This is a genomic window from Halostella limicola, from assembly GCF_003675875.1.
Taxonomy (GTDB): domain Archaea; phylum Halobacteriota; class Halobacteria; order Halobacteriales; family Natronoarchaeaceae; genus Halostella; species Halostella limicola.
The window spans coordinates 1022858-1046211 of the sequence record NZ_RCDI01000001.1 but is presented as its reverse complement, the minus strand read 5'-3'; the positions used below and the strand labels follow the sequence as shown (position 1 = coordinate 1046211).

The window sequence follows — 23354 nt, the reverse complement described above, 5'->3', positions numbered from 1 at the left end:
TTAAGAATCCCCCGAGAAAACCGGGTGGCATGACAGGTGCCGTCCACCTCGACGGGATCACCAAACGATTCCCAGGGGTCGTCGCCAACGACGACGTCGACCTCCGCGTCGAACGCGGCACCGTTCACGCCCTACTCGGCGAGAACGGAGCCGGCAAGACGACGTTGATGAACGTCCTCTACGGCCTGTACCAGCCCGAAGAGGGGAACGTGATCGTCAACGGAGAGAAACGCAACTTCGACTCCCCGAGAGACGCTATCGACGCCGGCGTCGGCATGATTCACCAGCACTTCATGCTAGTCGACCCCATGACCGTCGCCGAGAACATCACGCTCGGCAACGAACCGCGCAAGTGGCTCGGCATGACCGTCGACGACGAGCGCGCCCGTCGGGAGGTCGTCGAGCTCTCCGAGCGGTACGGCTTCGACGTCGATCCGGACGCCCTCATCGAGGACCTCTCGGTCGGCGCCCAGCAGCGAGTCGAGATCCTCAAGGCGCTGTACCGCGGAGCCGACGTGCTCATCCTCGACGAGCCGACCGCCGTCCTCACGCCCCAGGAGGTCGAGGACCTGTTCTCGGTGTTCGAGGAGCTCACCGACCAGGGCAAGACGATCATCTTCATCACGCACAAGCTCGGCGAGGCGATGAACTCGGCCGACGACGTGACCGTCCTCCGCGACGGGGAGAAGGTCGGTACGGTCCCGACCGAGGAGGTCACTCGGAACGACCTGGCGGAGATGATGGTCGGCCGCGAGGTGCTGATGGACGTCGACCGCCCCGACGCGACGCCCGGCGACACCGTCCTCGCCTGCGAGGACGTGGTCATGGAGGACGAGCGCGGCGTCCGGGCCGTCGACGGTATCTCGCTCCAGGTCCGCGAAGGCGAGGTGTTCGGCATCGCCGGCGTCGACGGGAACGGCCAGTCCGAACTCGTCGAGGCGATCACCGGCCTCGACTTCGCCGACGAGGGCCGCGTGGTCTTCGACGGCGAGGACGTCACCGAGGACCGCCGCCGGGAGCGCACCGAGGCGGGCATGGCGTACATCCCGGAGGACCGTCAGGAGCGCGGACTGGTGATGGACTTCGACCTGGTGAGCAACGGCCTGCTCGGGAGCCAGCACGCCGAACCGTACGCGAACCGCGGGCGCATCGACTGGAAGCACACCCGCGACCACGCCGAGACCATCGTCGACGAGTACGACGTCCGTCCGCCGGACGCCGACGCGAAGGCGCAATCGCTGTCCGGCGGCAACCAGCAGAAGTTCGTCGTCGGCCGCGAGCTCGCCCGCGACCCGCGGCTCGTCGTGGCCTCCCACCCGACCCGCGGCGTCGACATCGGGTCGACGGAGTTCATCCACGACCGGATCAACGACCTCCGAGCCGAGGGGAAGGCGATCCTGCTCGTCTCCTCGAAGCTCGACGAAGTGCAGTCGCTGTCCGACCGGCTCGGCGTCATCTACGAGGGACAGCTGATGGACGTCGTCGACCCCGACGCGGTGACCGAGGAGCAACTCGGCCTGCTGATGGCCGGGCAGCGTCCCGACATCGAGGTTGGCGGGCTGGAGGTGACGGGATGAGCGACGGGGGCTGGATCGACCGCATCCGCCAGGGGCTCGTGGACCTGTCGCGGGCGTCGGCCGGCGAGCGCCTGTTCATCGCCGGCGCCGCCCTCCTGCTGTCGATCCTCGTCGGCACCCTCATCATCGTCGTCTCCGGGTTCATCGCGACCTGCCGGACCCCGGTGATGACGCTCGGGGGGCAGACGCTGTGTTACGACCCGGTGCTCGTGTTCGACCGGCTGTTCCTCGGCGCGCTCGGCGACCCGCTCAGCGGCGGCTGGTCGCCGCTGAACCCGCAGTTCGCGGTCACGCTGCGGGAGACGACGGTGCTCATCTTCACCGGGCTGTCGGTCGCGCTCGCGTTCCGCGCCGGCATCTTCAACATCGGGACGCAGGGCCAGCTCGTCGTCGGCGCGCTGGCGTCCGCGCTCGCCGTGCTGTGGGTCGCCCCCTTCCTCTCGGGCGCGCTCGGCACGCTCGTGCTCATCCCGTTCGGGCTGTTCGTCGGCGCGCTCGGCGGCGGCCTCTACGGCGCGATCCCGGGCGCGCTCAAGGCGTACGCCGACGCCAACGAGGTGATCACGACGATCATGCTCAACTTCGTCGCCTCCCTCGTCGCGCTGTATCTCGTCAACGCCCACTTCGGCGACCCGAACAGCCAGGCGAACCAGACGGTAACGCTGCCGGACTACGCGACGTTCCCCACGGTCCTGTTCGACCCGCGGCTCGACTTCTCGCTTATCGCGTTGCTCGTCGCGTTCGCGTTCGTCGGCGGCATCTACTACATGCTCGAGCATACGTCGTTCGGCTACGACATCCGCACGTCCGGACTCCAGCCCGAGGCAGCCGAGTACGGCGGCGTCGACTCGGCCCGAACCGTCGTCGCGTCCCTGACGCTCTCGGGCGCGCTGGGCGGGATCGGCGGGGCGGTCTACGTGCTGATGGTGCTCGGGAACTTCCAGACGGGCGTCCCCTCGTACGGCTTCGACGGGATCACCGTCTCTATCCTCGCGGGAAACCACCCCGTCGGCGCGGTGTTCGCCGCCTTCCTGTTCGGCGTGCTGAAGTCGGGGTCCAGCGTCGTCGACTTCGCGACGGACGTCCCGCCGCAGCTCATCGGCGTCCTCAGGGGACTGATCATCCTCTTCGTCGCGATGCCCGAGTTCTTCAGGATCATCGGCCGGCGGATCTCGGCGCCCGGAGAGGGCGACCGCCCCGCCGCCGCAGGGGGTGCCGACGATGACTGAGGAGATGGGCGGGCTCTCCGAACGGTTCGGCAACCCCTCGGGGCGCATCGTCGTGGCGGCCGTCGCCGTGCTCGCGCTGCTCGGACTCGCGGCCGCCGCGCTGGTCGCGCCCGAGTCGGGAGCGGCGACCCTGTTCGGGATCATCGCTTCGAAGTCCGCGCTGTCGAGCACGCTCCGCCTCGCGGCCCCCATCGTCTTCGCGGCGCTCGGGGGCATCTTCGCCGAGAAGTCCGGCGTGATCAACATCGGGCTGGAGGGGCTGCTCATCATCTCGGCGTTCGCCGCCGTCTACGGCACCGACGTGACCGGCTCCCTCTGGGCCGGGTTCCTCGTCGGGGTCGTCGCGTCGACGCTGCTCGCGGCCGTCTTCGCCGTGGTCTGCATCGAGTTCCGCGCGGACCAGATCATCGCCGGGCTGGCCGTGTGGCTCATCGCGCTGGGGCTCGCGCCGTTCGCCTCGCAGGTCATCTACAACGGGCCGAACACCTCGAGCGTCCAGTCGTTCAACACCATCACGGTGCCGGTGCTCGCCGACGTGCCGTTCCTCGGCGCGCTGTTCGACGCGACGCCGGCCGTCTACCTGATGTTCCTCGCGGTGGCGCTCTCCTGGTACACCCTCAACCGCACCTCGTTCGGTCGGTGGGTGCGCGCGGCCGGCGAGAACCCGAAGGCGCTCGACACCGCGGGCGTGAGCGTCTCCCGCGTCCGCTACTCGGCCGTCCTCCTCTCGGGCGTGCTCTCGGGGATGGGCGGCGCGTCGCTGGCGTTCAACATCGGCCAGTTCACCGGTAACGGGCCGACGATGGTCAACGGGAAGGGGTTCATCGCCATCGTCGCGTACCTGTTCGGGAACTACAACCCCATCGGGGCGATGCTGTCGACGATGCTGTTCGCCGGCCTGGACGCGATCCAGATCCGCCTCCAGACCGTCGGCACGTTCGCGGTGCCGGACTCGCTGATCCGGACCATCCCGTTCGTGACTGTCATCCTCGTGCTGGCGCTGGTCGGCAAGACCCGCATCCCCGAGGCCGCCGGCGACCACTACGAGTCCGGCGAGGACTGACCGCCGGGCCGCCGACACCGCCGACCGCTGGCTTTTTCGCGGTCGGCGCGAACAGGGTTGACGAATGACACTCGACCCGGTGCACTTCGACGGCATCGCGGAACTCGCCCGCAAGATCAGCGAGGACGTCGACGACGACGACCACCGGGACCTCGCGACCGACGTCTGGGAGAACTACCTCGACCCGCTGGTCGACGACGGCCGGCGGGTGATAGAGCCCGTGGGCGACCTGCGGCGGCGCTGCGTCGACGTGGAGGCCGCGGCGCTGCAGGACCCGCCGTTTCCCACCACGCACGGCCTCGACTCCGGGACGATCAACCCGACCACGTTCAAGAACGGCCTCGTGCTGGACGTCGCGCAGGCCGCGATGAGCGGGTGTCCCTCGGACCTCGAACTGCACCGCTCGCGCAGCCTCGTAGCGACGGTCCACGCCAGCGACGTCACCGTCCGGTTGCCCGAGGACTGGGTACGCTACGACGAGGGGTACAGCCGCCGGCGCGTCCTGCAGGCCCCCCGGGTGAGCCGGTTCACGGAGGGCGTCGTCCACGCGCTGGCGCTGTACCTCGCGGAGAGCAGCCACGCACTGGAACACGCCGACGCGGTGTCTGACCTGCTCGTGCTGGACGGGCCACTGTATCCGAAGGAGCTGCTGAACTGGCAGGACCGCGACGCGGAGCTCCGGGAGCTGACCCACGACGCGAAGCCCCGCGCCATCGTCGAGAACTACGTCCGCCTCGTCGAGCGGTTCGTCGACGAGGGGACGCCGCTTATCGGCTTCGTGAAGAACCCCTCGGCGAAGCTGATCACCAGGGTCGTGAGCGAGAAGGGCGTTCCCGCGCCGTGGGTCGACGACACCGCGCTGTTCACTCGCCTGCTGGAACGCGAGCGCGACGGGGGCGACCGGCGCACCGACCAGCTGACGTTCACGAACTGGTTCGTTTCGCGGGGCGGTTCCGACCGGACGCTCGCCGCGGACGGCGACGCGCTCGGCATCGACCGCGAGATGGACCCGGGGGCGTACGAGGTGACGTTCTTCGTCGTCTACGACCCGCGGGAGGACGTGCTGTACAAGGTCGAGGCCCCGTACGCGTTCGCCGGCGACGACGAGACCCGGGAGCGCCTCGAACGGCAGGTCCTCGCGGAGATCGCCGCGGAGCGGGGCCCGCCTGCCGCCGTCCACAAGGCCGACGCGCTGGCCCGGATCAGCCGGGAGGAGAAGCGGTCGCTCCGCCGGACGTTCGAGCGTCGGCTCGACTCCGAGGAGCTGCGGACGTACGACGACGTCCGCTGGGAGGACGAGTAGGTGTTGTTTCGATCGGAGAAACAGCCCGTAAACCCCGTCGGGACTCACGATAGACGTTAAAAGGGGTATCGCGTAGGGAAGGTATGGTCGTAATGGGAGAATGCGTCAACTGCGGGCACTGCCAACCGGGCGTACGCGACGGCGACGCGGTCGAACCCCTCGCCGAGAGCGGCTGCTGCAAGTGCGGTAGCCGCGCCTTCGACGTCGCGGAAGACGAACAGGAGCGAGTGCGCCCGTCGGCGCACCGGATCCTCGCCTGATCCCGTTTTCTCGTGTCTGGGGACGAGCCCCGTAGAGTCGTCGCCGAGTGCGAGCGCTGCGGCGCGGCCTACGCCGGGAGGGAGTGGCCGGACGGAACGGTCCGGGTGATCGGCCGGAACGGCTGTCGGTGCGGAGCGTCGTCGTTCGTCGCGAGGGACGTCGGTGACGGCGCGCGCGAGCCGACGGCCGAGTGACGGTCGGACGAGGCCGACGTACTTGGTCGACAACGTGCCTAGGTGAGGATATGGGCAACGTGGAGGAGGCGACGGCGGCGCTGCAGGAGCTGGGCCTGACTGAGTACGAGGCGCGGTGTTTCGTCGCCCTCGCGCGGATGACGACGGGGACCGCGAAGGAGATCAGCCAGGTCGCGGAGGTGCCGCGGTCCCGGGTGTACGACACCGTCGAACGACTGGACGAGCGAGGCCTCGTCGACGTCCAGCACTCCGAACCCCGCGAGTACAAGGCCGTCCCGACCGAGGTGGCGTTCCGACGCCTCCAGGAGGACTACGACTCCCGGATCGAGGCGGCGGAGAACGCGCTCAAACAAGTCGAGGAGCCCGATTCCGACGACGACGAGGGGATGTGGGCCATCGCGCAGGCCGACCACGTCACCGACCGGGTCGTCGCGCTCCTCGGCGACGCCGAGTCCGCGGTGCATCACCTCGTCGCCGCGGAGTCGGTGATCGACGACCGGATCCTCGACGAACTGGCGGCGGCCGCCGACCGGGGCGCGGCGGTCGTCGTCGAGGTCCCCGACGAGGGGCTTCGGGAGCGGTTCGAGGACGCCGTGCCCGACGCGACCGTCGTGGTCTCGGAGGGGCTCCGGGAGACTGAGGACGTGTACGGCGAGTGGCCCGCGCAGTTGCTCATGGTGGACCGCCAGTCGGTCGTCGCGGCGGGCGTCGAGGAGAGCGGCCTGCCCGACGTGACGCGGGAACTCGCGGTGTGGACGTACGGGAACGACCACGGCTTCGCCGTGTGGACGCGCGAACTGCTCGCCGACCGGCTACCTGACAGCGTCTTCGAGGAGTGAGACCGACCGCCGACGCTACACTTCGGCGCCGGGCTCTTCCTTCTGGACCTCTATCTCGACGTCCTCGCCGTCGACGCCGATGCGGGCGAACTGCGTGCGGACGTGGTCTTTCGCCGCCTCCAGGGCCTGCTCGCGGGTGTCGAACCCGCGAGGCATCGGCGACTCGAAGGCGATCCGCAGCTCGCGGCCGCCGACCTCCTGCGTGGTGCCGCCGCTTTCGACCTCGTAGAACTCGTCGCAGACCCAGACGTACGGGGCGTCCTCGTCGGGCGCGCCCTTGAACGACGGGGCACGCTCCCCCCGCTCGTACACGGTGCCGGTCAGCTCGGTGCCGCCGGCGCTGCCGCGAACTAGTAACATAACCCGCAGTAAGGTCGGAGAGGGAATAAGGCCACGGGTGCTGCGACGGACGTGAGAAAGGTTTTAACAGAGGGTTCGCATGTCGGTCGTATGGCCGACCTGGGAGATTACACCGAGTACGACCCCGACGACGACGCCGAGGAGTCGTCCTCCGGCGGCGTGACGGGGAACGGGGCGTCCGCGGACGGCGACGCGGGCGCGAGCGCGGATGGCGACGCGAGCGCGTTCGAGGAGGTCGACGCGACCGTCGCCGGCGAGGACCGGGGCATCGGGACGGTCGCCGTCTCCGAGGGGCTCTGCATCGGCGAGGAGGAGGACGAGACCACCCTGCGGGCGTACGTCACGGCGGAGAACCGCCCGAACGTCCGCATCGGGAAGTACCTGCTCGTGCCCTACCCCGACGAGGGCGGGCGCGGGGCCTCCGCCGGCGAGAAACTGTTCTGCCGCATCACCGCGCTGGAGTACGTCCAGGAGTACGCGAGCGACGACGCCACCGAGATCCACGCCCGGCGCGCGATGCGCAAGGACGGGATCGACGAGGCCGACTACAAGTTCCTCGCGTCGCTGGAGCCCGTCGCGATCCTGTACGAAGACGGCGGCGAACTGAAACGGCGGATGACCGACCGCGTGCCGAAACCCGAGACGCCCGTCCGCGAGGCGACGGACGCCTCCGAGATCAAGACGGGGCTGAAGATGCCGGACGACGGCGTCTTCCTCGGGCACCTCTCGGTCGGCGGCGAGAAGGTCCGGACCGCCGCGGAGCCGCCGACGATCGACTACCGCCTGAAGGACGACTACGAGGACGGCGACCCCCTCGTCTTCCGGCACACGCTGGTCGCCGGCGGGACGGGGTCCGGGAAGACCCACGCCTCGAAGAACGTCCTCCGGCAGTTCCTCGACTCGGACCGCACCTACGACATGGACGACGGCCGGCAGGCCCGCGCCGCGGTCGTGCAGTTCGACCCGCAGGACGAGTACGCGCAGATGCACGACGACAACCCCGACGTCACCGCCGAGGACCGGCGGCGCTACGAGCGCGAGGGGATCGCCCACGGCGGGCACGACGACACGAAGGCCCTCGTCCCGGTCGTGGACGGGACGAGCTACGGCGCGGACCACCACCGCGCCGAACAGGTGGAGTTCACGATCCCGTTCTCGATGGTGCGGTCGAACCGCTGGCTCATCGCCGGCGGCCGCCTGAACGACAACCAGTTCAACGCCCTGGACGTGCTGGTCGACCGCTTCTTCCGGCAGTACGGCAACGAGGGGACGTACGACCAGTTTCTCTCCTACCTCGACGACCCCGCGCTGCGCGAGGAACTGCACGAGGCGGGCACGGTACACGAAGCGACGTTCGACGCCGTCAAGCGTCGCGTCCGCGGGTTCGGCGACGTGTTCGACGGGGACGCCCGCCCCATCACGGACCTGGTCTCGGAGCTCGTCCGCCCCGGCGGCCTCACCGTCGTCCCGACCTACCACGTCAACGATACGCGGGCGACGGAGGTCATCGTCCTCGCCGTCTCCAGCCTGCTCATCGACCAGAAACTGTCGAACGCACCGACGTACGACCGCATCAAGGAGACGCCGCTGGTCGTCGGCATGGACGAGGCCCACAACTTCCTCACCGACGCCGAGAGCGTGCAGGCGCGCAAGGTGATCGGCAAGTTCACCGACGCGGCTAAGCAGGGCCGCAAGGAGCGCCTCGGCCTCTTTCTCATCACGCAGGACCCGCAGGACATCGCCGACCCAGTGTTCAAGCAGATCAACTCCACCGTCGTCCTCAACCTCGGCGACGAGGACGCCATCTCCTCGGTGAACATCCCCTCGAACCTGGAGGGGAAGGTGCCGTACATGGAGAAGGGCCAGATGGTCGTCTACTCGCCGGACAACTCCGAACCCGTCGAACTCATCGGCCTCTCGAAGTGCCTCACGAAGCACGGCCGAGAGTAACCGTTTACTGACTGGTCCCCCTACGGCCACATATGACAAAAGACGTACTCGTGGCCTACGACGGGTCGCCCCAGTCCGAGAGCGCGCTGGAGTACGCGCTCGCGGAGCACGCCGACGCGAACCTGACGGTCCTGACCGCCATCGACCCGGGCGAGGCGGGCTACGGCGCGCGGGCGGCTACGCCGAGTTACCCCGAGGAGTGGTACGAACGGGCCCGCGAGACTGCCGAGGAGACGCTCGCGGAGGCCGAGGAGCACGCGGAGCGCGAGGGGGTGTCGGTGGAGACGGCGGTCGAGGTCGGCGGCCCCGCGAACGCCATCGTCGAGTACGCCGAAGAGCACGACGTCGACCTCATCGTCACGGGGAGCCACGGGCGCTCGGGCATGACCCGCATCCTGCTCGGCAGCGTCGCCGAGACGGTGGTCCGCCGGTCCCCCGTGCCGGTGACCGTGGTGCGCTAACCCTCCGCTGCCGCGACGAGGAGCCCGGCTACTTCCGCTTTTTCGGCTTCCAGCTCATGTCCAGCGAGACCTTCTCGCGGTTGCTCCGTAGCAGCGACGACCGCTCGGTCACCTCGACTTCCACGCTGACCGAGTCCGACGGCCGAAGGGTCACGTTCCGGTTCTCTATCCTGACGGTCACGCCCTCCTCGCCGGCGAGTTGCCGTCCGAGGTCCTGCAGGTACTCTCCGAGCTGCTCGCGGCTCATCGACGTCTTGGTGCCGGTCTTCTGGGCCATGCACCGGAGTAGGGCGAACGTCGGAATAAGAATGAGGCGGTTACGAGGGGTAACTGACCTGTACGGCGGGTGAACGGTTTCCGATCTCCGCGGACGAGAACGCGTCGAGAGGCCGCGAACCGAGCGTCGCGCGACTCGGAGAAGAGCAGGCCCGTGGACGACCAGTGCACCTGCGAGCGTTCGAAAATCGCGAAGCGATTTCCGAACGACAGCGCAAAAGGTCGTTTCAGAAGATATTCGCCTGCCGGTAGACGCTCAGGCCCTCGTTGGTGATCTCGTAGGGCTTGGTCTCGCGGGAGTGGTTCGCGTCGCGGATCTTCTGTATCTCGACGGCGAGGCGGGTCTCCCGGAAGTCCGAGGGGCGGACGTACTGGAGGATGAACACGGCGTCGGTGAGGTACTCGACGATGCCGTGGCGGGAGGCGTACGGGCTGTCCTCGCTGGCCTCGCTGGTCAGCATCGTCGTGACGCCGGCCCGCTTCAGGCTCTTGGTGAAGTCGTAGATCTCGTTGCGGCGCGTCGCGCGGTCGTCGTACATCATCTCGAGCAGGGAGACGGAGTCGAGCACGAGGCGGCTCGCGCCGAACTCGTCGACGAGCCGCGGGAGCTCGCTCCGGATCGAGGTGAGGCTGTTGGCCATCTCGACGGGGTCGATGTCCACGACTGCGAGGCGGCCCTCGTCGACGTACTCGTCGAAGGCGTACCCCTTCTCGGTGGCGCTGTTGACGACGCGGTGCTTGCTCTCCTCGAGCGTGATGTACACCGCGCGCTCGCCCCGTTCGAGCGCGTGGTTGAGAAACTGCAGGCCGAACGTCGTCTTCCCCGTCCCGGCGCTGCCGATGGTGACCATCAGGGAGCGCTCCGGGACGCCGCCCTGGATCATGTCGTCCAACCCCTCGATGCCGAGTTCGATGCGGGGGAGGTCGGACTCGAACTCCTCGTCGTCGAAGTCGCCGCCGCCGAAGCCGCCGCCCATGCCGAAGTCGTCGCCGTCGAAGCCGCCCCCGAGATCGTCGCCCCCGAAACCGTCGTTCATTCCGAAGCCGGTACCGGCCGCGGGATCGTCGTCGACGTCGAGCGCGTCGCCGAAGCCCTCCGCGTCACCGACGCCGGCCGCCCCGGACCCCGACAGCGCGGAGGCGAAGTCCTCCTCGAACAGCGAGTCGTCGTCCGCTCGCTCCGGGTCGTCCTCGGTCGTCGGGCCGTCTCCGATCGCCGACCCGTCTCGGTTCGGGCCGTCGTCGACTGTCGTCCCGTCGGCTGCCTCGACGCCGTCGTTCGCCGCTTCGTCCGGGAGGTCGGCGGAGGCGTCGTCGTCCGCTCCGTCCTCGCTCTGGAGAGCGCGCTCGAACCAGTCCTCCGTCCCCTCGCTCACGCCGACCACCCCGGTACGCCGTCGGGACGGCGGGCGGTTCCGCCGGTAGCGGCGGCGCGCGTTCGGATCGTGCGGAGCGTGCTCGGTTCCATGGTGCTTCTGGTGACGCTTCCCTGACGGGTCGCGCGCGTGATACGGTCACTACGCTGCTGGGAATAAATAACCCTGTTGCCCAGCGGGGAGTTTTTCACCCAGCGCCGGCAACCCGGTGGCATGGACGTCGGGATCGTCGCACAGAAGGGGAACGAGCGCGCCGCGGGACTCGCCGACGAGATCCGGAGGACGCTCCGGGCGGAGGGCGTCGACGTCCTCGTCGACGAAGCGACCGCGGCGCACCTCCCCGTCGACGGCGTGTCGGTCGATCGGATGCGGGAGCGCGACCTCGTGGTGAGCATCGGGGGCGACGGGACCTTCCTGTACGCGGCCCGCGGCGCCGGGTCGACGCCGATAATGGGCGTCAACCTCGGCGAGGTCGGGTTCCTGAACGCCGTGTCGCCGGCGGAGGCCGTGGACGCCGTCACCGACGCGGTCGACCGCCTGCGCGAGACGGGGGAGGTCAGGTACCGCGAGGTCCCCCGGTTACGGGCCGAAGGGGAGGACTGGTCGCTCGAACCCGCGATCAACGAGGTAGTCGTTCAGGGCGAGCAGCGGGGGCCGGGCAGCGGGGCCGAGATCGCCGTCGAGGTCGACGGCGCGACGTACACGGAGGGCCACGCCGACGGCGTCATCGTCGCGACCCAGACCGGGAGCACGGCGTACAACCTGAGCGAGGACGGGCCGCTTGTCCGCCCCGACCTCGACGCGCTGGTGATCACGGAGATGTGCGCCGCCGACGGGATGCCCCCGCTGGTCGCGAGCGAGGACTGCGAGGTGACGGTGCGGGTCGCCGACGCGCCCGCCGGCTACGCCATCAGCGACGGCCGGACCCAGCGGCGGCTCGACCCGCCCGAGACCGTCCGGATCACGACGGCCGGCCGCCCGGTGCGGCTCGCCGGCCCGACGGTCGACTTCTTCGAGGCGCTGGAGAAACTCGACTGACGGCCGCTGCGTCGGCGGATCGGCAGGACTCCCGGTTTCGAAAGGCCTAATCGGTCGCTTTCCCTAGGCCCGCCTAATGAGTGAGCAACTGCCGGACGTACAGGCGTCCCGGCCCGACGTGACCGTCGGCCTGAGTCAGGTGGGCGTCACCGGCGTCGAGAAACTCGTGAAGATCGCGCGGAACGGCAAGCGACCGATCGTCCTGATGGCCGAGTTCGAAGTGTTCGTCGACCTCCCCAGCTGGCGGAAGGGCGCGGACATGTCCCGCAACATGGAGGTCATCGACGAGATCCTCGAGGACGCGGTGAGCGAGGAGACCTACCGCGTCGAGGACGTCTGCGGCGACGCCGCGGAGCGGCTGCTCGAGAAACACGACTACACCACCAAGGCGGAGGTGTCGATGGAGGCGGAGTACGTCGTCAAGGACGAGACGCCCGAGAGCCACAAGCCCACGCAGGGCACCGTCGACATCATCGCCAGCGCGACGGCCACCGAGGACGGCACCCGCGAGGAGATCGGGACCCGGGTCACCGGCATGACGGTCTGTCCCTGCTCCCAGCGCATGATGAGCGAGCGCGCCCGCCGGAAGCTTGAAGACCTCGGCGTCGAGGAGGGCGAGGTCAAGGAGTTCCTGCAGGAGGTCCCGCAGGCCGGCCACGCCCAGCGCGGCCACGCCACCCTCACCGTCGAGAGCGAGGGCGCGCCGGAGGTCGACCTCAACGACCTCATCGAGGTCGCCCGCGACTCCATGTCCGCCAGGATCTACAACCTCGCGAAGCGACCGGACGAGGACCACATGACCTACGAGGCCCACGCGAACGCGAAGTTCGTCGAGGACTGCGTCCGCGACATGGCCGAGGGCGTCGTCGCGGAGTTTCCCGACCTCCCCGACGAGGCCGTCGTCACCATGAAGCAGTCCAACGACGAGTCGATCCATCAGCACAACGCCCACGCCGAGCGCCAGGTCGACGTGGGAACGATCCGGCGCGAACTGGAAGCGGCGGGCGAAATCGACCGGTAACGCCGTTCTTCCTTCCTCTCTGCGGACGGCGATTCGTAGCGACACACCGCTATCGTTTTCGTTCAGACCGGATCGGTCACCGCAGCGGCTATCGACGTGAACACCGAACCGATTTGGGATCGCGAGGTTCCCTGACCGGTACAGTCGGCCACGCTGGCGTCTCGTTGCCAGCACCGTGACGCGTAGCGTGACGAGCCTCGCGGCGTAGCCGCGAGACGCACGGGGAAGGGCAGGCGCTCGAAACGTGCAGTCGCAACCGCGACGGTTCGCGCAAACCGGCGGCCTGGAACAAGCGCCTTTGGCGCTCGTTGGCGTCTTCGCGAACGAAGTGAGCGAAGGCCCGGGAGAGCGAAGCTCTCCCGGTGGACATAAAAAGGGCGACGCGAGCGCTGCCAAGCGCTCGCGAGGGCTTTTTAGATCGACAGCGGCTCCGCTTCCTCCCACCGCGGCTGGAACTGCTCCTGTATGTTGGTCGCGAACTCGGGGTCTTTCAGGTCGATCATCGCGAACGCCTCGCCCGTGTCGAGGGGGTTCGGCACCTGGATGCACACCTCGACGTCGTCGAGGAGGTAAAAGGAGGAGCTGATGCGCTCGGTTGTCCGGACCTCGTAGTCCGGGTGGTCGGACATGTCGTGTCGGTAGCGATGCCCGACCTCCTTCGGGAGCGAGTCGACCAGCTTCGGGGTCATCAGGAGGTCGATCTCGACGCCGCGGTCGAGCGCCGCCTCGATCTGCTCGTTTATCTGGATGCCGACCTCGCTGATGTCGAACTGCGGGGACTTGTGGGAGGCGGCCATCCGGATGCGGCGGTCGGCCGAGGAGAGCCGCTCGATCAGGAGGTCGGTCGTCTCCTCCTCGCCGACGGCGGCGGTCCAGAACTGCTCCTCCACCGGCTCGGCCGCGTCGAGTTCGTCGCTGAGCTCGTCGACGATGCTCTCGTACTGCTCGGCTTTCTCCTCTAGTTCCCGCTTTTTGTCCTCCAGTAAGCGATCGAGCGCCGTCGAGGGCTCGACGGCGACGTACTTCTTCGGCCGGCTCGCGGTCTGGCTCCGGACGAGGTTGTACTGCTCGATGCTGTTCAGCACGTCGTAGATGCGGCCCATCGGGACGTCGCTGGCCCGGGACAACTCTTTAGCGGTTGTCGGGCCCGTGTTGAGCAGCGCGCGGTACGCCCGCGCTTCGTACTCCGACAGCCCGAGGTCCCTCAGACTCGCCATACGTACTCGTCTCAGACTGGAGGACCAAAAACGCACCGAACGTTTGTCCGTGGTTTACAACTCAACTGACGTGGTCGGCGACCAGTTCGCCGAGTTCCTCGGGCGTCGCGGCGGGTTCGGAGAGGTCGTCGTCCGTCACGACGTAGGCGTGGCCCGGTTCGTACTCGTCGCCTCCGGCCGCCGGGAGGACCACCTTCTCGTGGTCGGCCATGCGGAGCGCGGCCCGGTGGAGGTCCGACCCGGCCTCGTCGGCGACAGCGATGGTGAGCGCGCCGCGCTGGAGGCGCGAGGCGACGGCGGCGTAGTGGGCGACGCGCGGTCCGAACCGGTCGCTCGCGCCGGCGAACGCCTCGACGGCGTCGCGGGCGGCGGCGTAGTAGCGGTCCTCGCCGGTGAGTTCGTGCAGCGTCAGGAGCGCGTCGGCGAACTCGACGTTCGCGTCCAGCGGACGGAGCGGACGGTCGAGCAGCGCGGGGCCGCTGGCCGGACCGTCGGTGAACGACCCTTCGGACCGCAACTCGTCGAGGACGTACTCGGCGAGGCGCTCGGCGAGCGGCAGCGTGTCCGCGCCGAGCACCTGGTGGGCCGTCGACAGCGCCGCAACGACGCGGGCGTGGTCCGCGAGGAGGCCGCGCTCGCCCGTCTCCTCGCCGTCGCGGTAGTGGACGACGCGGTCGCCGTCGATCAGGTTCTCGCGGAGGTACTCCAGCGTTCGCTCGGCGTACTGCCGGGCGCGCTCGTCGTCCGTGTAGGCGTGGAAGGTGAGCAGGGCGTCGACGGCCACGGCGTTCCAGTCGGCGAAGACCGTGTCGTCGACGGCCGGTTCGTCCGCGTCGTCGCGCTCGGTCGGGTCCAGCGTGTAGTAGTCGGCGCTCTCGCCGGCGGACTGGCTGCCGGCGAACGCCTCGCCGGTCCACAGCGTCGTCGTCAGGAACTCCAGGGTCCGCTCGGCCGGCTCGCGGTACTCGTCCTTCCCGGTGTAGAGGTAGCCGTTGGCGAACGCACGCACGAGGGCGGCGTTCGCGTCGAGCACCTTCTCGTACTGGATCCCGCTCCAGTCGCTCTCGGTGGCGTACCGGAAGAACCCGCCCGCGTAGTCGTCGAGCAGGTTCGCGCTGATGGCGTTGAGCGAGCGCAGCGCCTGCTCGCGCTCGCGTTTCAGCGCGAACTCGACTGTGCGGGGCATCGGGAACTTCGCGTCCGTCCCCCACCCGCCGGCCGTCTCGTCGTAGGCGGCGCGGAGCTGGCCGACCATCCGCCCCTCGATGTCCTCGGAGAGGTCGCCCGCGGGCGTGTCGTTGCCCTGCACCGAGCGCGGGATGCTCCCGGCAGCCGTCCCCTTCGCGTCCCACATCTGCCGGACGCTGTCGATGACCTGCCGCATCCCGTCGGGGCCGAGATAGCCCGCGCCCGTCAGGACCTCGCCCTCCGGCGTCAGAAACACCGTCGACGGGAACCCGCCCATGTTGTACCGCTCGCCGACCCGCGGGTGGCGGTCGACGTCGACGCGTACCGGGACGAACCCGTCGTTGACGTTGGCCGCGATCCGGGGCTCGGAGTACGTCGCCTCGTCCATCTCGTGACAGTGCGTACACCAGGTCGCCGAGAGCGAGAGCAGCACCGGCTTGCCCGCGCGGTCCGCGGCCGCGAAGGCGTCCGGTCCCCACTCGCGCCACTCGACCCGCGTGTCCGCAGCGCTGTCGTCCATACCTCGGGGTTGGGTCGCCGCGGCGTAAGGGCTTCGCACTCGCGGATATCGTCTGGGACCTCTCGCTGGATCGCCGCGCCCCGCCCGCCGTCTGGATAAAGGGTTTTGGGGCCAGCACTGGAAGGGAGAGTATGATCTGGTGGCTGCTGGCCCTGCTGCTCATCCCGCTGGCCGACGCGATATTCCTCGTGTACGTCGCGGTTGAGCTACTGGGCGGCCTCGAAACCGTGCTTCTCGTCGTGCTCACCGCGCTGGTCGGGATGCTCCTCGTCCGCGCGGAGGGCCGGCGGACGATGCGCAAGCTCCGGCGCACCCTCGCGAAGGGCGAGGTGCCGACGAACGAACTGCTCGACGGCGGCCTGCTCATCGCGGCCGGCGCGTTCCTGCTCACGCCGGGGCTCGTCACGGACGCCATCGGCTTCCTGCTCGCGCTCCCGCCGACGCGCGCGCTCGTCCGCGGCGCGCTCCGGCGCTGGGTCGTCCGCCCGTACGTCGAGAAGAAGACCGGCGGCTTCGCCACCGGTAACGTGTACACGTTCGGCTTCCCGAACCCCGACGAGGGCGACGGTGACGACACCTACGACCTCGGCGACGACGCCTACGACGTGGAGTTCGACGACGACGATGCACCCCGATAACACACCGACGGCGGCGCGGTGAGCGGCGCTGCGAGAAGGAAACGCTTAAACGTACCAACCGACAATCACTGAATGCGCTCGCCGGGCCAATAGCTCAATCAGGTTGAGCGCTCGGCTGATAACCGGGAGGTTCGCGGTTCAAATCCGCGTTGGCCCATACTCAAATCGGTCGCTTCTTGACCGATCAGAATTCAAGGCTTCGAGCCTTCAGGCTGGAATTTTCGCGGGATGCGGAAAATCGCGAGCGACCCGTTTCTGAGCAACTCGGGAGGAAACCTGACGCACCCCACCGTAGTCCCGCGTTTATCGTAGCCCAGCGGGGGTGGTCGGCGTGATGAGCGCCGTCGCGACCACGGATAGGTCAACCTGCAATCACTGCGGCGCGCACGTCTCGGATCAGTTCCTGCGGGTGTACGGCGACAGCGACGACCGCGCCCATCGCTGTAGCGAGTGCGATACCTGGGTCCGCCTGACCGAAGGGAGCGCAGCTGGCCTCGACGTGCCGACGCCGGACCCGGAAACGTCCCCCGGCCGTCACGGGAGTGATCCGGCGTGACGTTCGTCCGCGCTTCCGCGCTGTACGATGTCGACGAGCGCGAGCGTCTCGCATGGGACTGGGACCGTCCCGAGGAGGGCCGCGCATGAACGACCAAGCGCGGCTCACCGAGTTCGGGACCGGGTCCGACATCGACCTGTCGAAGCTCACTGAAGCCCAACGGCGCGCTTACGTCGCCGTTCGCCTGAACGGCGTCGGCGTCCGCGAGCACGCGCGTCAGACCGACCGCGAACCCGGCACTGTCGGCAACCTGCTCCGGCGCGCAGAGAAGCGCCTCGACGAGGAGGGATCAGCGTGAGCCTGTCGTGGTGGTCCGTGACGACGCTCGGGAACTACGAGGTCCTGATAGCGATAGCGCTTGCGTACGGGCTCGTCATCCGCCAGTTCGACGTGACGCCACTGGCACTAGTCGTCGGAGCAATCGCACTCACGACGTGGCTGAAAGCGACGCTTGCCGTTCCGAGACCGCCTGGGTCGGCGGTCACCGGGTACGCGATGCCGAGCGGGCACGCGCTCGTCTCGACCGTCTGCTATGGAACGCTGGCGGTCATCGAGGACCGAGGACTCGGCCCACGGACGCTGGTCGTCGGCTGTCTCGTCGCGGCGATCGCGGTGTCTCGCGTCGTCATCGGCGTCCACTACGTCGTGGATGTCGTGGTCGGAGTGACGATCGGTGTCGTCCTGATCGCCGCTGGCGTCGCTGCTCAACGACGGTTGACCGCGGCCGACGTTCTGCCCATGGCCCACAACGCGGAGGGATCGCCGTGAGCCGCGTCGTCGACGCCGTCGAGTGCGACCGATGCGGTACCTCCACCGGGACGCGTCGGTACGGAGCACGTCGCCTCTGTGGCGAGTGCGTCGACGAAGAGCGAACCGCGCGGGAGGGTCCGCTGTGAGTCAGGTCGCGACCGCGCCCCCCGAGTGCGAGGGCAACCTCGTCTACGTCCGCCACGGGCTTCCCCGTACTGGGCCGTCGGGTCGCTGTGTCTGAGTAGCTTCGACGGCTACAGCGGCGAGATAGAGCTCAAGGTCGACGGCGAGGAGTGGACGGTGAACCTCAAGTACCAGAAGGGCGGTATCGCGCCGCGGCCGACCGACGACGTGGGCGGCGATCGCCTCTACGAGTACCGTATCGGCGCGTACGGCGACGGCGAGCGGAAGGCGAACTTCCTGATACAGCCGCGCTTCCCGAACATGCGCCACTACGAGAGCGGCGAGGAGATCAGCAACCCCTTCGACAACGCTGACCCCGATGAAGCGGTCAACGTCTCGTTTGGTGGGAGCAACCTCGAACCTGAGGAGTACCGTGACCTGCTCCCCGAGTTCGTTCAGGCGCTCGCTCGCGAAGCCGGCGAGTTCATGAACCCCGACTACTTCGCCGGGCAGCCGCACGAGTTCAGCAACATCACGACCTACGAGCGGTACGTCCGTGTCACCCGCAACATGGGCAAGAAGATGGTGCGCCGGACCGGTGTCATGCATCGTCTTCTGACGCTCTGCGCGACCGAGCGTGGCAGCAAGTTCGAGTACCGCGTGGACAACGAGAAGATCGTCGGAAAGAACCACCGGGCAATTATTCCGAAGGCCGACGCGAAGCGGCTCATCGGCGAGCACAACCTCGGGAAGCAGCTGAAGCACTACCACCCGAGGCACGTCCGCGACAACGACGAGAAGGAAGACGGTGAACCACCCGACGTACCACATCGAGTCGAGCGCGACCGAGACTGCGGGGACGAGCGCCGCGAGCACGTTCAGGATGACCGCCAAGAGCATGACGACCGTCTCGGCGTCCGTGTAGTCCTCGGGCGTGTTCTCGTTGGTGAGCCAGCCGAGGACGAGTACCCCCATCGAGACGATGAAGACGAACGTAATCTCGGTGCCGTGGGCGCTGTACAGCGCATCCGCGAGGGAGAGGTTCAGCGGTTCAGAGAACTTGAGGGAACCGACCGCGCCGATCGAAAACGAGGCGAGTACGAAGATGGGCGCGAGTACGGAGTCTGTAAGGTCAATACCGTCTTCCCGCCGGATGCCGGCGGGAACGTACTTCTGTGGGATTGTGAGTGCCATACTGTGCGGAGACCGGCTATCCCCCCGCCCGTTAAACTCCGTATTTTGGTACTACTATGATCACGACGTGTCCCTGCGGCAGAAGAATTAAGAGGGATAGGATAGCCGCCCGTGATGGTGATGTTCAGGAAACTCTGCAACCGTGAAGGAACGCCAACAGTCTCGCTCGACAATGACGACCTTCGCCTCGACGGCATCTTCGCGGACAACGGCGACGTGCCGGCGAATCAGGAGATGCACGTTCAGCGCGTGGGCGAGGGCGCGTATCTCGTCCGTGCCGTCGATGATGGATCGGTCCCAGACGTTTCGGTCAGCGTTGACGACGACGAGGAGCTGGCACTATGACCAGGGCCGTGCAACCGGGTCTTCGAGATGGACCCCGTGGGGTCGCTCGCAAATGTATCGGCGAACCTCGATGTATGCACCTTTGCGCCGTGGGCTGTGAGCGCAGGTGCATCAATCCGAACTGGTGTGCCCCCACGACCGCGGCGATCACGTCGCTCCCCCGGCCCCTATTCATAAAGCACCGGCCGCTCGTTCACGCGCGAACGACGCGAATCATCCCCCCGGGCATCAGTTCCTACTTAATATGACTCGACGAACGAGCCTGAAGATCACCGGCGAACGGCAACGCCGTCTCGACCACGTCCGGGAGATCGTCGCGAGCGGTCCCGACGATGACCCGCCCATGTCCGACGTTCTCGATGCGGCTTTGGAGCACTTGATACAGAGCGAGGAGAACTTCCAAGCAGCACGCGACGAGTTGGACCCCGTGACAATTCAGCGGTTCAACACCGACGTTGTCGGGTTGCAGTATCGGACGCGGGTGGAGAGTCGCTGGCGGTAGTTCTGACTACTGATGGAGATAATCCGACTCAGGAAACCATTAGCGTAGACAACGCAATGTTGATACTGTTTAAGGCGATATACCACGATGCGGAGGTTTCCTCCGTAGCGAACCAGGGGTAATACGGAGCATCACGACTCTGGGCGAGCGTTCACTCGCCACCTGCCCGCACCGCTTCTACGGTTGATGCGAAGTGATAGCGAGACGGTTTTTCCATGTACTTCGGAATCACCGTTACCCATTTGAAGGCGCCACATAAGTCCGCAGTTCTCGGTTGGTATGTAAGTCGCCTTTGAGAGAAGGATGTATTTAGGCCGCACTGTGCGCTGCCGGACCTTGGCGGATACGACTGTCGCGTCGGCGAAGAGCTAGTACTCGCTGAGGTTGAGCTCGCGATATCGACGAGTCTGCAGCAGAGATAACTGTGCTGACGACCGACAACGTGGTCGAGTGGCAGGAACCAGCAGAATCAACCACCCTTGGTGACGGTGAGCACACACGACCGTACCTCGGTGTGGCCTGTTTGAGGAACGTAGTTCCCGTCAAGATCACACTCCCTTCCTCACCTAGCTTCATTTTGGACTTTCTGGTAACCATGCTGTAGACAGCACGTAAATAGGTACTCGTCTATGACTGTAATTCACGTATGTCATGGGGGTTACTGACAAGCTCGGGCGGGAGGGCTTGATTACGGCTGACTGTCCTTGGGGGGGCTATCGCCATCGCAGTGATATCTGCGCTCTTCACCAGTGGTGTCGCCGCACTCGTGATGCTGGCGTTCAGACGGTCGACGAGGGCAGTTCTTCTCGTCGCCGCCGCAACGTTCTGGCATTTGCTAGACAGGCCGCACTCGCGTGCGGACAGTATGCGACTCCTGTACAGGTGGTGGTAAAATGACGACTGTCGTCTTAGGGTGGGATGCCCTTGACTATGAACTGGCCGAGCAATTTGGTACCAAGGAAAAGTTTGGTAAATACAATAAGTGTATAGACACATTTGACAATGACGTAATCGGGAAACCGCATACGGCCGAACTCTGGCCGTCGATCATAACTGGCGTTGGTCCCGAGACTCACGGCATCTATGCAACGAGTGAGGGATCAGCAGACTGGGAGAATCCGGTAGTTCAGACCGCTGCAAACGCCGCAGAGCACATTATCCCAGACCGCCTCAGAACATCGATCGGCGCTCTCCTGCGTGCTCATGGTGCGGAGATGAGATATCCTGGGCCTGACTATTATGACGAAGAGGGTGTTGACACTGTCTTCGACGGACGGAGATCACTTCCAATAGCAATTCCGAATTATCGTGTTGACACAGATCACCGGTTCGGTGTGTTGACTGACAGAGGTGCTCAATTCGCAGAGTACGTGGATTTCGACACTAGTGGTGAGGCCGGAAAGTGGCACGAACCGGGAATACCGGATCATGAGTTCGCAGAACTCGTCACTGGCAAAGCGGTGGAGAAACTTGGTATTGTCCGTGAGGCGGTCCAGCGTGACTATGACCTTGTATTCGTTTGGCTAGCCTATCTTGATACTGTTGGTCACCTTGACCCCGTCATGAGGGAACACGGTTATCAAAAACGAGCATATAGGCAGGCCGCCTCATGGACGGAAGAGGTCCGCTCCTTACTCCAACCAGAGGATACGCTAGTCTGCGTTTCTGATCATGGACTTCGCAAGGGCTACCATACTCATGATGCATATCTCGGCGCATCAGAAGAAGAAGCTATTGAAGACGTGGAAACTGTCCTAGACGTACGTAACGGCGTTGAGCGTGTTACTAACCGATCTAATACTGATTCCTCACCCCAGATCCGACCGGCTTACCAACAGGATCCGGACAGGAATCATCGGGATCCCGAAAGTGTCCGCGAACAACTATCTGAATTAGGGTATATTTGAGGAAGGGAGCCTGCGACAGTCGAGAATGTAGTCTTCAGACCACAGTGCGTGCCTGACAACCTCGGGGAGTACGAGCGTCGCGACGGCCAAGGAAACGTCCTAGGCGAGGTTGAGTTCACGATCACGACGGATCGTCAACAAAGCTAGCTGGCAATGACGACCGTCGACCCGATAAATCGGATGGAACCAAACACACCGCAACGCTGATCCTCGTCAGACAGTTATGACTCGTGTTGAAGTTACTGGGAATAGGTACCTCTGTAGCGAATGGGAGGCAATACAGACATCATGACTCCCGGTGAGCGCTCACTCGACACCAGCCCGCACCGCTTCGACAAAAAACAGGGTTATCCCGCAGTTGCGGGGTGGTTAATTAACTTCGTACTCGATAAGCGAAGACGAAGTATCTCCACTTTCGGAGGTCCAGACCACGCGGATAGAGTCTCCGCTCTGGAGTGTCTGATCTGCCTCGCCGTTACCAGTCGAGTCGTAGGCATAGATGGTCTGGCTGGCACCAGCTGTGATCTCGCCGCTACCGCTCCAGATTGCGGTTGTGTTCTCACTCTGGTTCATTGCAGCATTCCCATTGACACTTAGGTCAATAAGGGATTCCTCTAATGTATCCCCACTCTCATGGGCTACTTGAACCGTTTCTGTGCCGTTATTTCCCGTCCCATCTCCTAGATGATCGTTCGGGAGGGTGTCATTGCCCTGATCGATATTGAAGCTCACTTGGGGTGCTGCTTCCTGACTGCCACCGAGGTCGAGAACGAATGCCCCGATCACGGCAGCGAGAATGACGGTGATGGCGACCATAAGGATGACACCAATCACTGGGGAGACCGCGTCATCGTCGGTGAACAGGCTTTTAATATCCATTATTACTGGAGAGTGTACGTGGAGAGCGTTGACGAGGTCTCTCCGCTTTCCGATGTCCATACGACGCGGACCTCATCGCCACTACTGAGTCCTGTCACAACTACGTAGTCACCGGCACCAACTTCAGAACCGGAATATTTAGTTGCCCAATCGCCATCAGAATTGAATGACCCACCGTCAAAGTTCGTAGACAGCCGGTCAGCACCAATCGATTCACCAGATTCCAAGGTAACCGTCACGGCATCGGTGCTATTTTGATCCCAGTCGAAGCTGGCCTGGGGAGTTTTTTCCTGTGATCCGCCGAGATCGAGGACGAACGCCCCGATCACGGCCGCGAGAATAACGGTGATGGCGACCATAAGGATGACGCCAATCACCGGCGAAACTGCGTCGTCGTCGGTGAACAGATTTTTGATGTTCATGATTGTCTTGTTCCCGCACCCACGACAACGGTTAAGGTTCGACAAATCGAACCTATTTATCGACGCGTGGAGGGGGTGTACTTCCTCGCGCCGTTCCGTTTTCGTTGGTGCGTTAAGACGACGATAACACCGGGCCGGTATAAATGTAGTTGTTTATTCATTCTC

General features: G+C 65.9%; 26 protein-coding genes, 1 tRNA gene and 2 pseudogenes. 21 read left to right on the top strand and 8 right to left on the bottom strand.

The features are described from left to right. Positions 1-29 precede the first annotated feature (29 nt). The 7 genes from D8670_RS06310 to D8670_RS06285 all read left to right on the top strand — a co-directional run bounded on the left by D8670_RS06310 (position 30) and on the right by D8670_RS06285 (position 6466). Positions 30-1577, top strand: coding sequence for an ABC transporter ATP-binding protein (locus D8670_RS06310; protein ID WP_121817214.1), 1548 nt, complete (start codon positions 30-32; stop codon positions 1575-1577). Then, on the top strand, positions 1574-2806 hold the full coding sequence (locus D8670_RS06305; protein ID WP_121817213.1) for an ABC transporter permease: 1233 nt from the start codon (positions 1574-1576) through the stop codon (positions 2804-2806). The genes D8670_RS06310 and D8670_RS06305 overlap by 4 nt, the downstream gene beginning before the upstream one ends. Continuing rightward, positions 2799-3869, top strand: a complete 1071-nt coding sequence (locus tag D8670_RS06300; protein WP_233752202.1) for an ABC transporter permease — start codon at positions 2799-2801, stop codon at positions 3867-3869. The genes D8670_RS06305 and D8670_RS06300 overlap by 8 nt, the downstream gene beginning before the upstream one ends. A 64-nt stretch (positions 3870-3933) precedes the next feature. Then, entirely contained in the window at positions 3934-5172 is a 1239-nt protein-coding gene (locus D8670_RS06295) for a DNA double-strand break repair nuclease NurA (RefSeq protein ID WP_121817212.1), read from the top strand. Positions 5173-5264: 92 nt separating this feature from the next. Beyond that, on the top strand, positions 5265-5432 hold the full coding sequence (locus D8670_RS20770) for a hypothetical protein (protein ID WP_162994205.1): 168 nt from the start codon (positions 5265-5267) through the stop codon (positions 5430-5432). Positions 5433-5444: 12 nt separating this feature from the next. Next, positions 5445-5627, top strand: a complete 183-nt coding sequence (locus D8670_RS06290; RefSeq protein WP_121817211.1) for a hypothetical protein — start codon at positions 5445-5447, stop codon at positions 5625-5627. A 50-nt stretch (positions 5628-5677) separates the two neighbouring features. Then, positions 5678-6466 (top strand): TrmB family transcriptional regulator, encoded by a 789-nt coding sequence (locus D8670_RS06285; protein WP_121817210.1) that lies wholly within the window; start codon positions 5678-5680, stop codon positions 6464-6466. 15 nt (positions 6467-6481) lie between these two features. Here D8670_RS06285 and D8670_RS06280 read toward each other — a convergent pair whose 3' ends face one another. Continuing rightward, positions 6482-6826 (bottom strand): DUF7113 family protein, encoded by a 345-nt coding sequence (locus tag D8670_RS06280; RefSeq protein WP_121817209.1) that lies wholly within the window; start codon positions 6824-6826, stop codon positions 6482-6484. Positions 6827-6916: 90 nt separating this feature from the next. On the opposite strand from D8670_RS06280, the gene D8670_RS06275 reads away from it, so the two are divergent. After that, a complete protein-coding gene (locus D8670_RS06275) occupies positions 6917-8776 on the top strand; it encodes an ATP-binding protein (protein ID WP_121817208.1) in 1860 nt (619 codons plus the stop codon). Positions 8777-8808: 32 nt separating this feature from the next. Continuing rightward, positions 8809-9237: a universal stress protein gene (locus tag D8670_RS06270; protein WP_121817207.1), complete on the top strand. Its 429-nt coding sequence runs from the start codon at positions 8809-8811 to the stop codon at positions 9235-9237. Between the two features lie 28 nt (positions 9238-9265). Here the strand turns inward: D8670_RS06270 and D8670_RS06265 are convergent, their stop codons facing one another. Beyond that, a complete protein-coding gene (locus D8670_RS06265; RefSeq protein WP_121817206.1) occupies positions 9266-9514 on the bottom strand; it encodes an amphi-Trp domain-containing protein in 249 nt (82 codons plus the stop codon). A 226-nt stretch (positions 9515-9740) separates the two neighbouring features. Further along, complete coding sequence (locus D8670_RS06260) at positions 9741-10898, bottom strand: KaiC domain-containing protein (RefSeq protein ID WP_205596904.1); 1158 nt, start codon at positions 10896-10898, stop codon at positions 9741-9743. A 204-nt stretch (positions 10899-11102) separates the two neighbouring features. On the opposite strand from D8670_RS06260, the gene D8670_RS06255 reads away from it, so the two are divergent. Together D8670_RS06255 and mptA are read left to right on the top strand one after the other, a co-directional pair. Then, complete coding sequence (locus tag D8670_RS06255) at positions 11103-11927, top strand: NAD(+)/NADH kinase (RefSeq protein ID WP_121817205.1); 825 nt, start codon at positions 11103-11105, stop codon at positions 11925-11927. A gap of 76 nt (positions 11928-12003) precedes the next feature. Next, on the top strand, positions 12004-12948 hold the full coding sequence (gene mptA / locus D8670_RS06250; protein ID WP_121817204.1) for a GTP cyclohydrolase MptA: 945 nt from the start codon (positions 12004-12006) through the stop codon (positions 12946-12948). Between the two features lie 413 nt (positions 12949-13361). Here the strand turns inward: mptA and D8670_RS06245 are convergent, their stop codons facing one another. Both D8670_RS06245 and D8670_RS06240 read right to left on the bottom strand, forming a co-directional pair. Further along, on the bottom strand, positions 13362-14165 hold the full coding sequence (locus D8670_RS06245) for a TrmB family transcriptional regulator (protein ID WP_121817203.1): 804 nt from the start codon (positions 14163-14165) through the stop codon (positions 13362-13364). A gap of 61 nt (positions 14166-14226) precedes the next feature. Further along, positions 14227-15873 carry a DUF255 domain-containing protein gene (locus tag D8670_RS06240; protein WP_121817202.1) on the bottom strand — a complete coding sequence of 549 codons (1647 nt, stop codon included), beginning with the start codon at positions 15871-15873 and terminating at the stop codon, positions 14227-14229. Between the two features lie 131 nt (positions 15874-16004). On the opposite strand from D8670_RS06240, the gene D8670_RS06235 reads away from it, so the two are divergent. The 7 genes and pseudogenes from D8670_RS06235 to D8670_RS21920 form a co-directional block, all read left to right on the top strand. Then, positions 16005-16511 (top strand): FxsA family protein, encoded by a 507-nt coding sequence (locus D8670_RS06235; RefSeq protein ID WP_121817201.1) that lies wholly within the window; start codon positions 16005-16007, stop codon positions 16509-16511. A gap of 83 nt (positions 16512-16594) precedes the next feature. Next, positions 16595-16668, top strand: a tRNA-Ile gene (locus D8670_RS06230). Positions 16669-16845: 177 nt separating this feature from the next. Beyond that, the gene (locus D8670_RS21805; RefSeq protein WP_375137268.1) at positions 16846-17067 is read left to right on the top strand and encodes a DUF7563 family protein; all 222 of its coding nucleotides are present in this window, start codon (positions 16846-16848) and stop codon (positions 17065-17067) included. 85 nt (positions 17068-17152) lie between these two features. Further along, the gene (locus tag D8670_RS06220; protein ID WP_121817199.1) at positions 17153-17365 is read left to right on the top strand and encodes a sigma factor-like helix-turn-helix DNA-binding protein; all 213 of its coding nucleotides are present in this window, start codon (positions 17153-17155) and stop codon (positions 17363-17365) included. Beyond that, positions 17362-17835 (top strand): phosphatase PAP2 family protein, encoded by a 474-nt coding sequence (locus tag D8670_RS06215; RefSeq protein WP_162994204.1) that lies wholly within the window; start codon positions 17362-17364, stop codon positions 17833-17835. Before D8670_RS06220 ends, D8670_RS06215 begins: the two co-directional genes overlap by 4 nt. Continuing rightward, positions 17832-17963, top strand: a complete 132-nt coding sequence (locus tag D8670_RS21635; RefSeq protein ID WP_255458959.1) for a hypothetical protein — start codon at positions 17832-17834, stop codon at positions 17961-17963. The genes D8670_RS06215 and D8670_RS21635 overlap by 4 nt, the downstream gene beginning before the upstream one ends. Further along, a pseudogene (locus D8670_RS21920) lies at positions 17914-18738 on the top strand (DUF7845 domain-containing protein); the annotation flags it as partial. The gene D8670_RS21635 and the pseudogene D8670_RS21920, both read left to right, overlap by 50 nt. Here the strand turns inward: D8670_RS21920 and D8670_RS21800 are convergent. Continuing rightward, a pseudogene (locus D8670_RS21800) lies at positions 18739-19134 on the bottom strand (hypothetical protein); the annotation flags it as partial. It lies immediately after the preceding pseudogene. Positions 19135-19254: 120 nt separating this feature from the next. Between D8670_RS21800 and D8670_RS06205 the strand changes: the two are divergent. The 3 genes from D8670_RS06205 to D8670_RS06195 all read left to right on the top strand — a co-directional run bounded on the left by D8670_RS06205 (position 19255) and on the right by D8670_RS06195 (position 21888). Continuing rightward, positions 19255-19479, top strand: a complete 225-nt coding sequence (locus tag D8670_RS06205) for a DUF8053 family protein (RefSeq protein ID WP_205254039.1) — start codon at positions 19255-19257, stop codon at positions 19477-19479. Between the two features lie 244 nt (positions 19480-19723). Beyond that, on the top strand, positions 19724-19981 hold the full coding sequence (locus tag D8670_RS06200) for a DUF7386 family protein (RefSeq protein WP_121817197.1): 258 nt from the start codon (positions 19724-19726) through the stop codon (positions 19979-19981). An 893-nt stretch (positions 19982-20874) separates the two neighbouring features. After that, on the top strand, positions 20875-21888 hold the full coding sequence (locus D8670_RS06195) for an alkaline phosphatase family protein (protein WP_121817196.1): 1014 nt from the start codon (positions 20875-20877) through the stop codon (positions 21886-21888). Between the two features lie 369 nt (positions 21889-22257). On the opposite strand, the gene D8670_RS06190 is transcribed toward D8670_RS06195, so the two are convergent. Continuing rightward, complete coding sequence (locus tag D8670_RS06190; RefSeq protein ID WP_121817195.1) at positions 22258-22767, bottom strand: type IV pilin domain-containing protein; 510 nt, start codon at positions 22765-22767, stop codon at positions 22258-22260. Between the two features lie 2 nt (positions 22768-22769). Then, a complete protein-coding gene (locus D8670_RS06185) occupies positions 22770-23189 on the bottom strand; it encodes a type IV pilin domain-containing protein (protein WP_121817194.1) in 420 nt (139 codons plus the stop codon). Between the last annotated feature and the right edge of the window lie 165 nt (positions 23190-23354).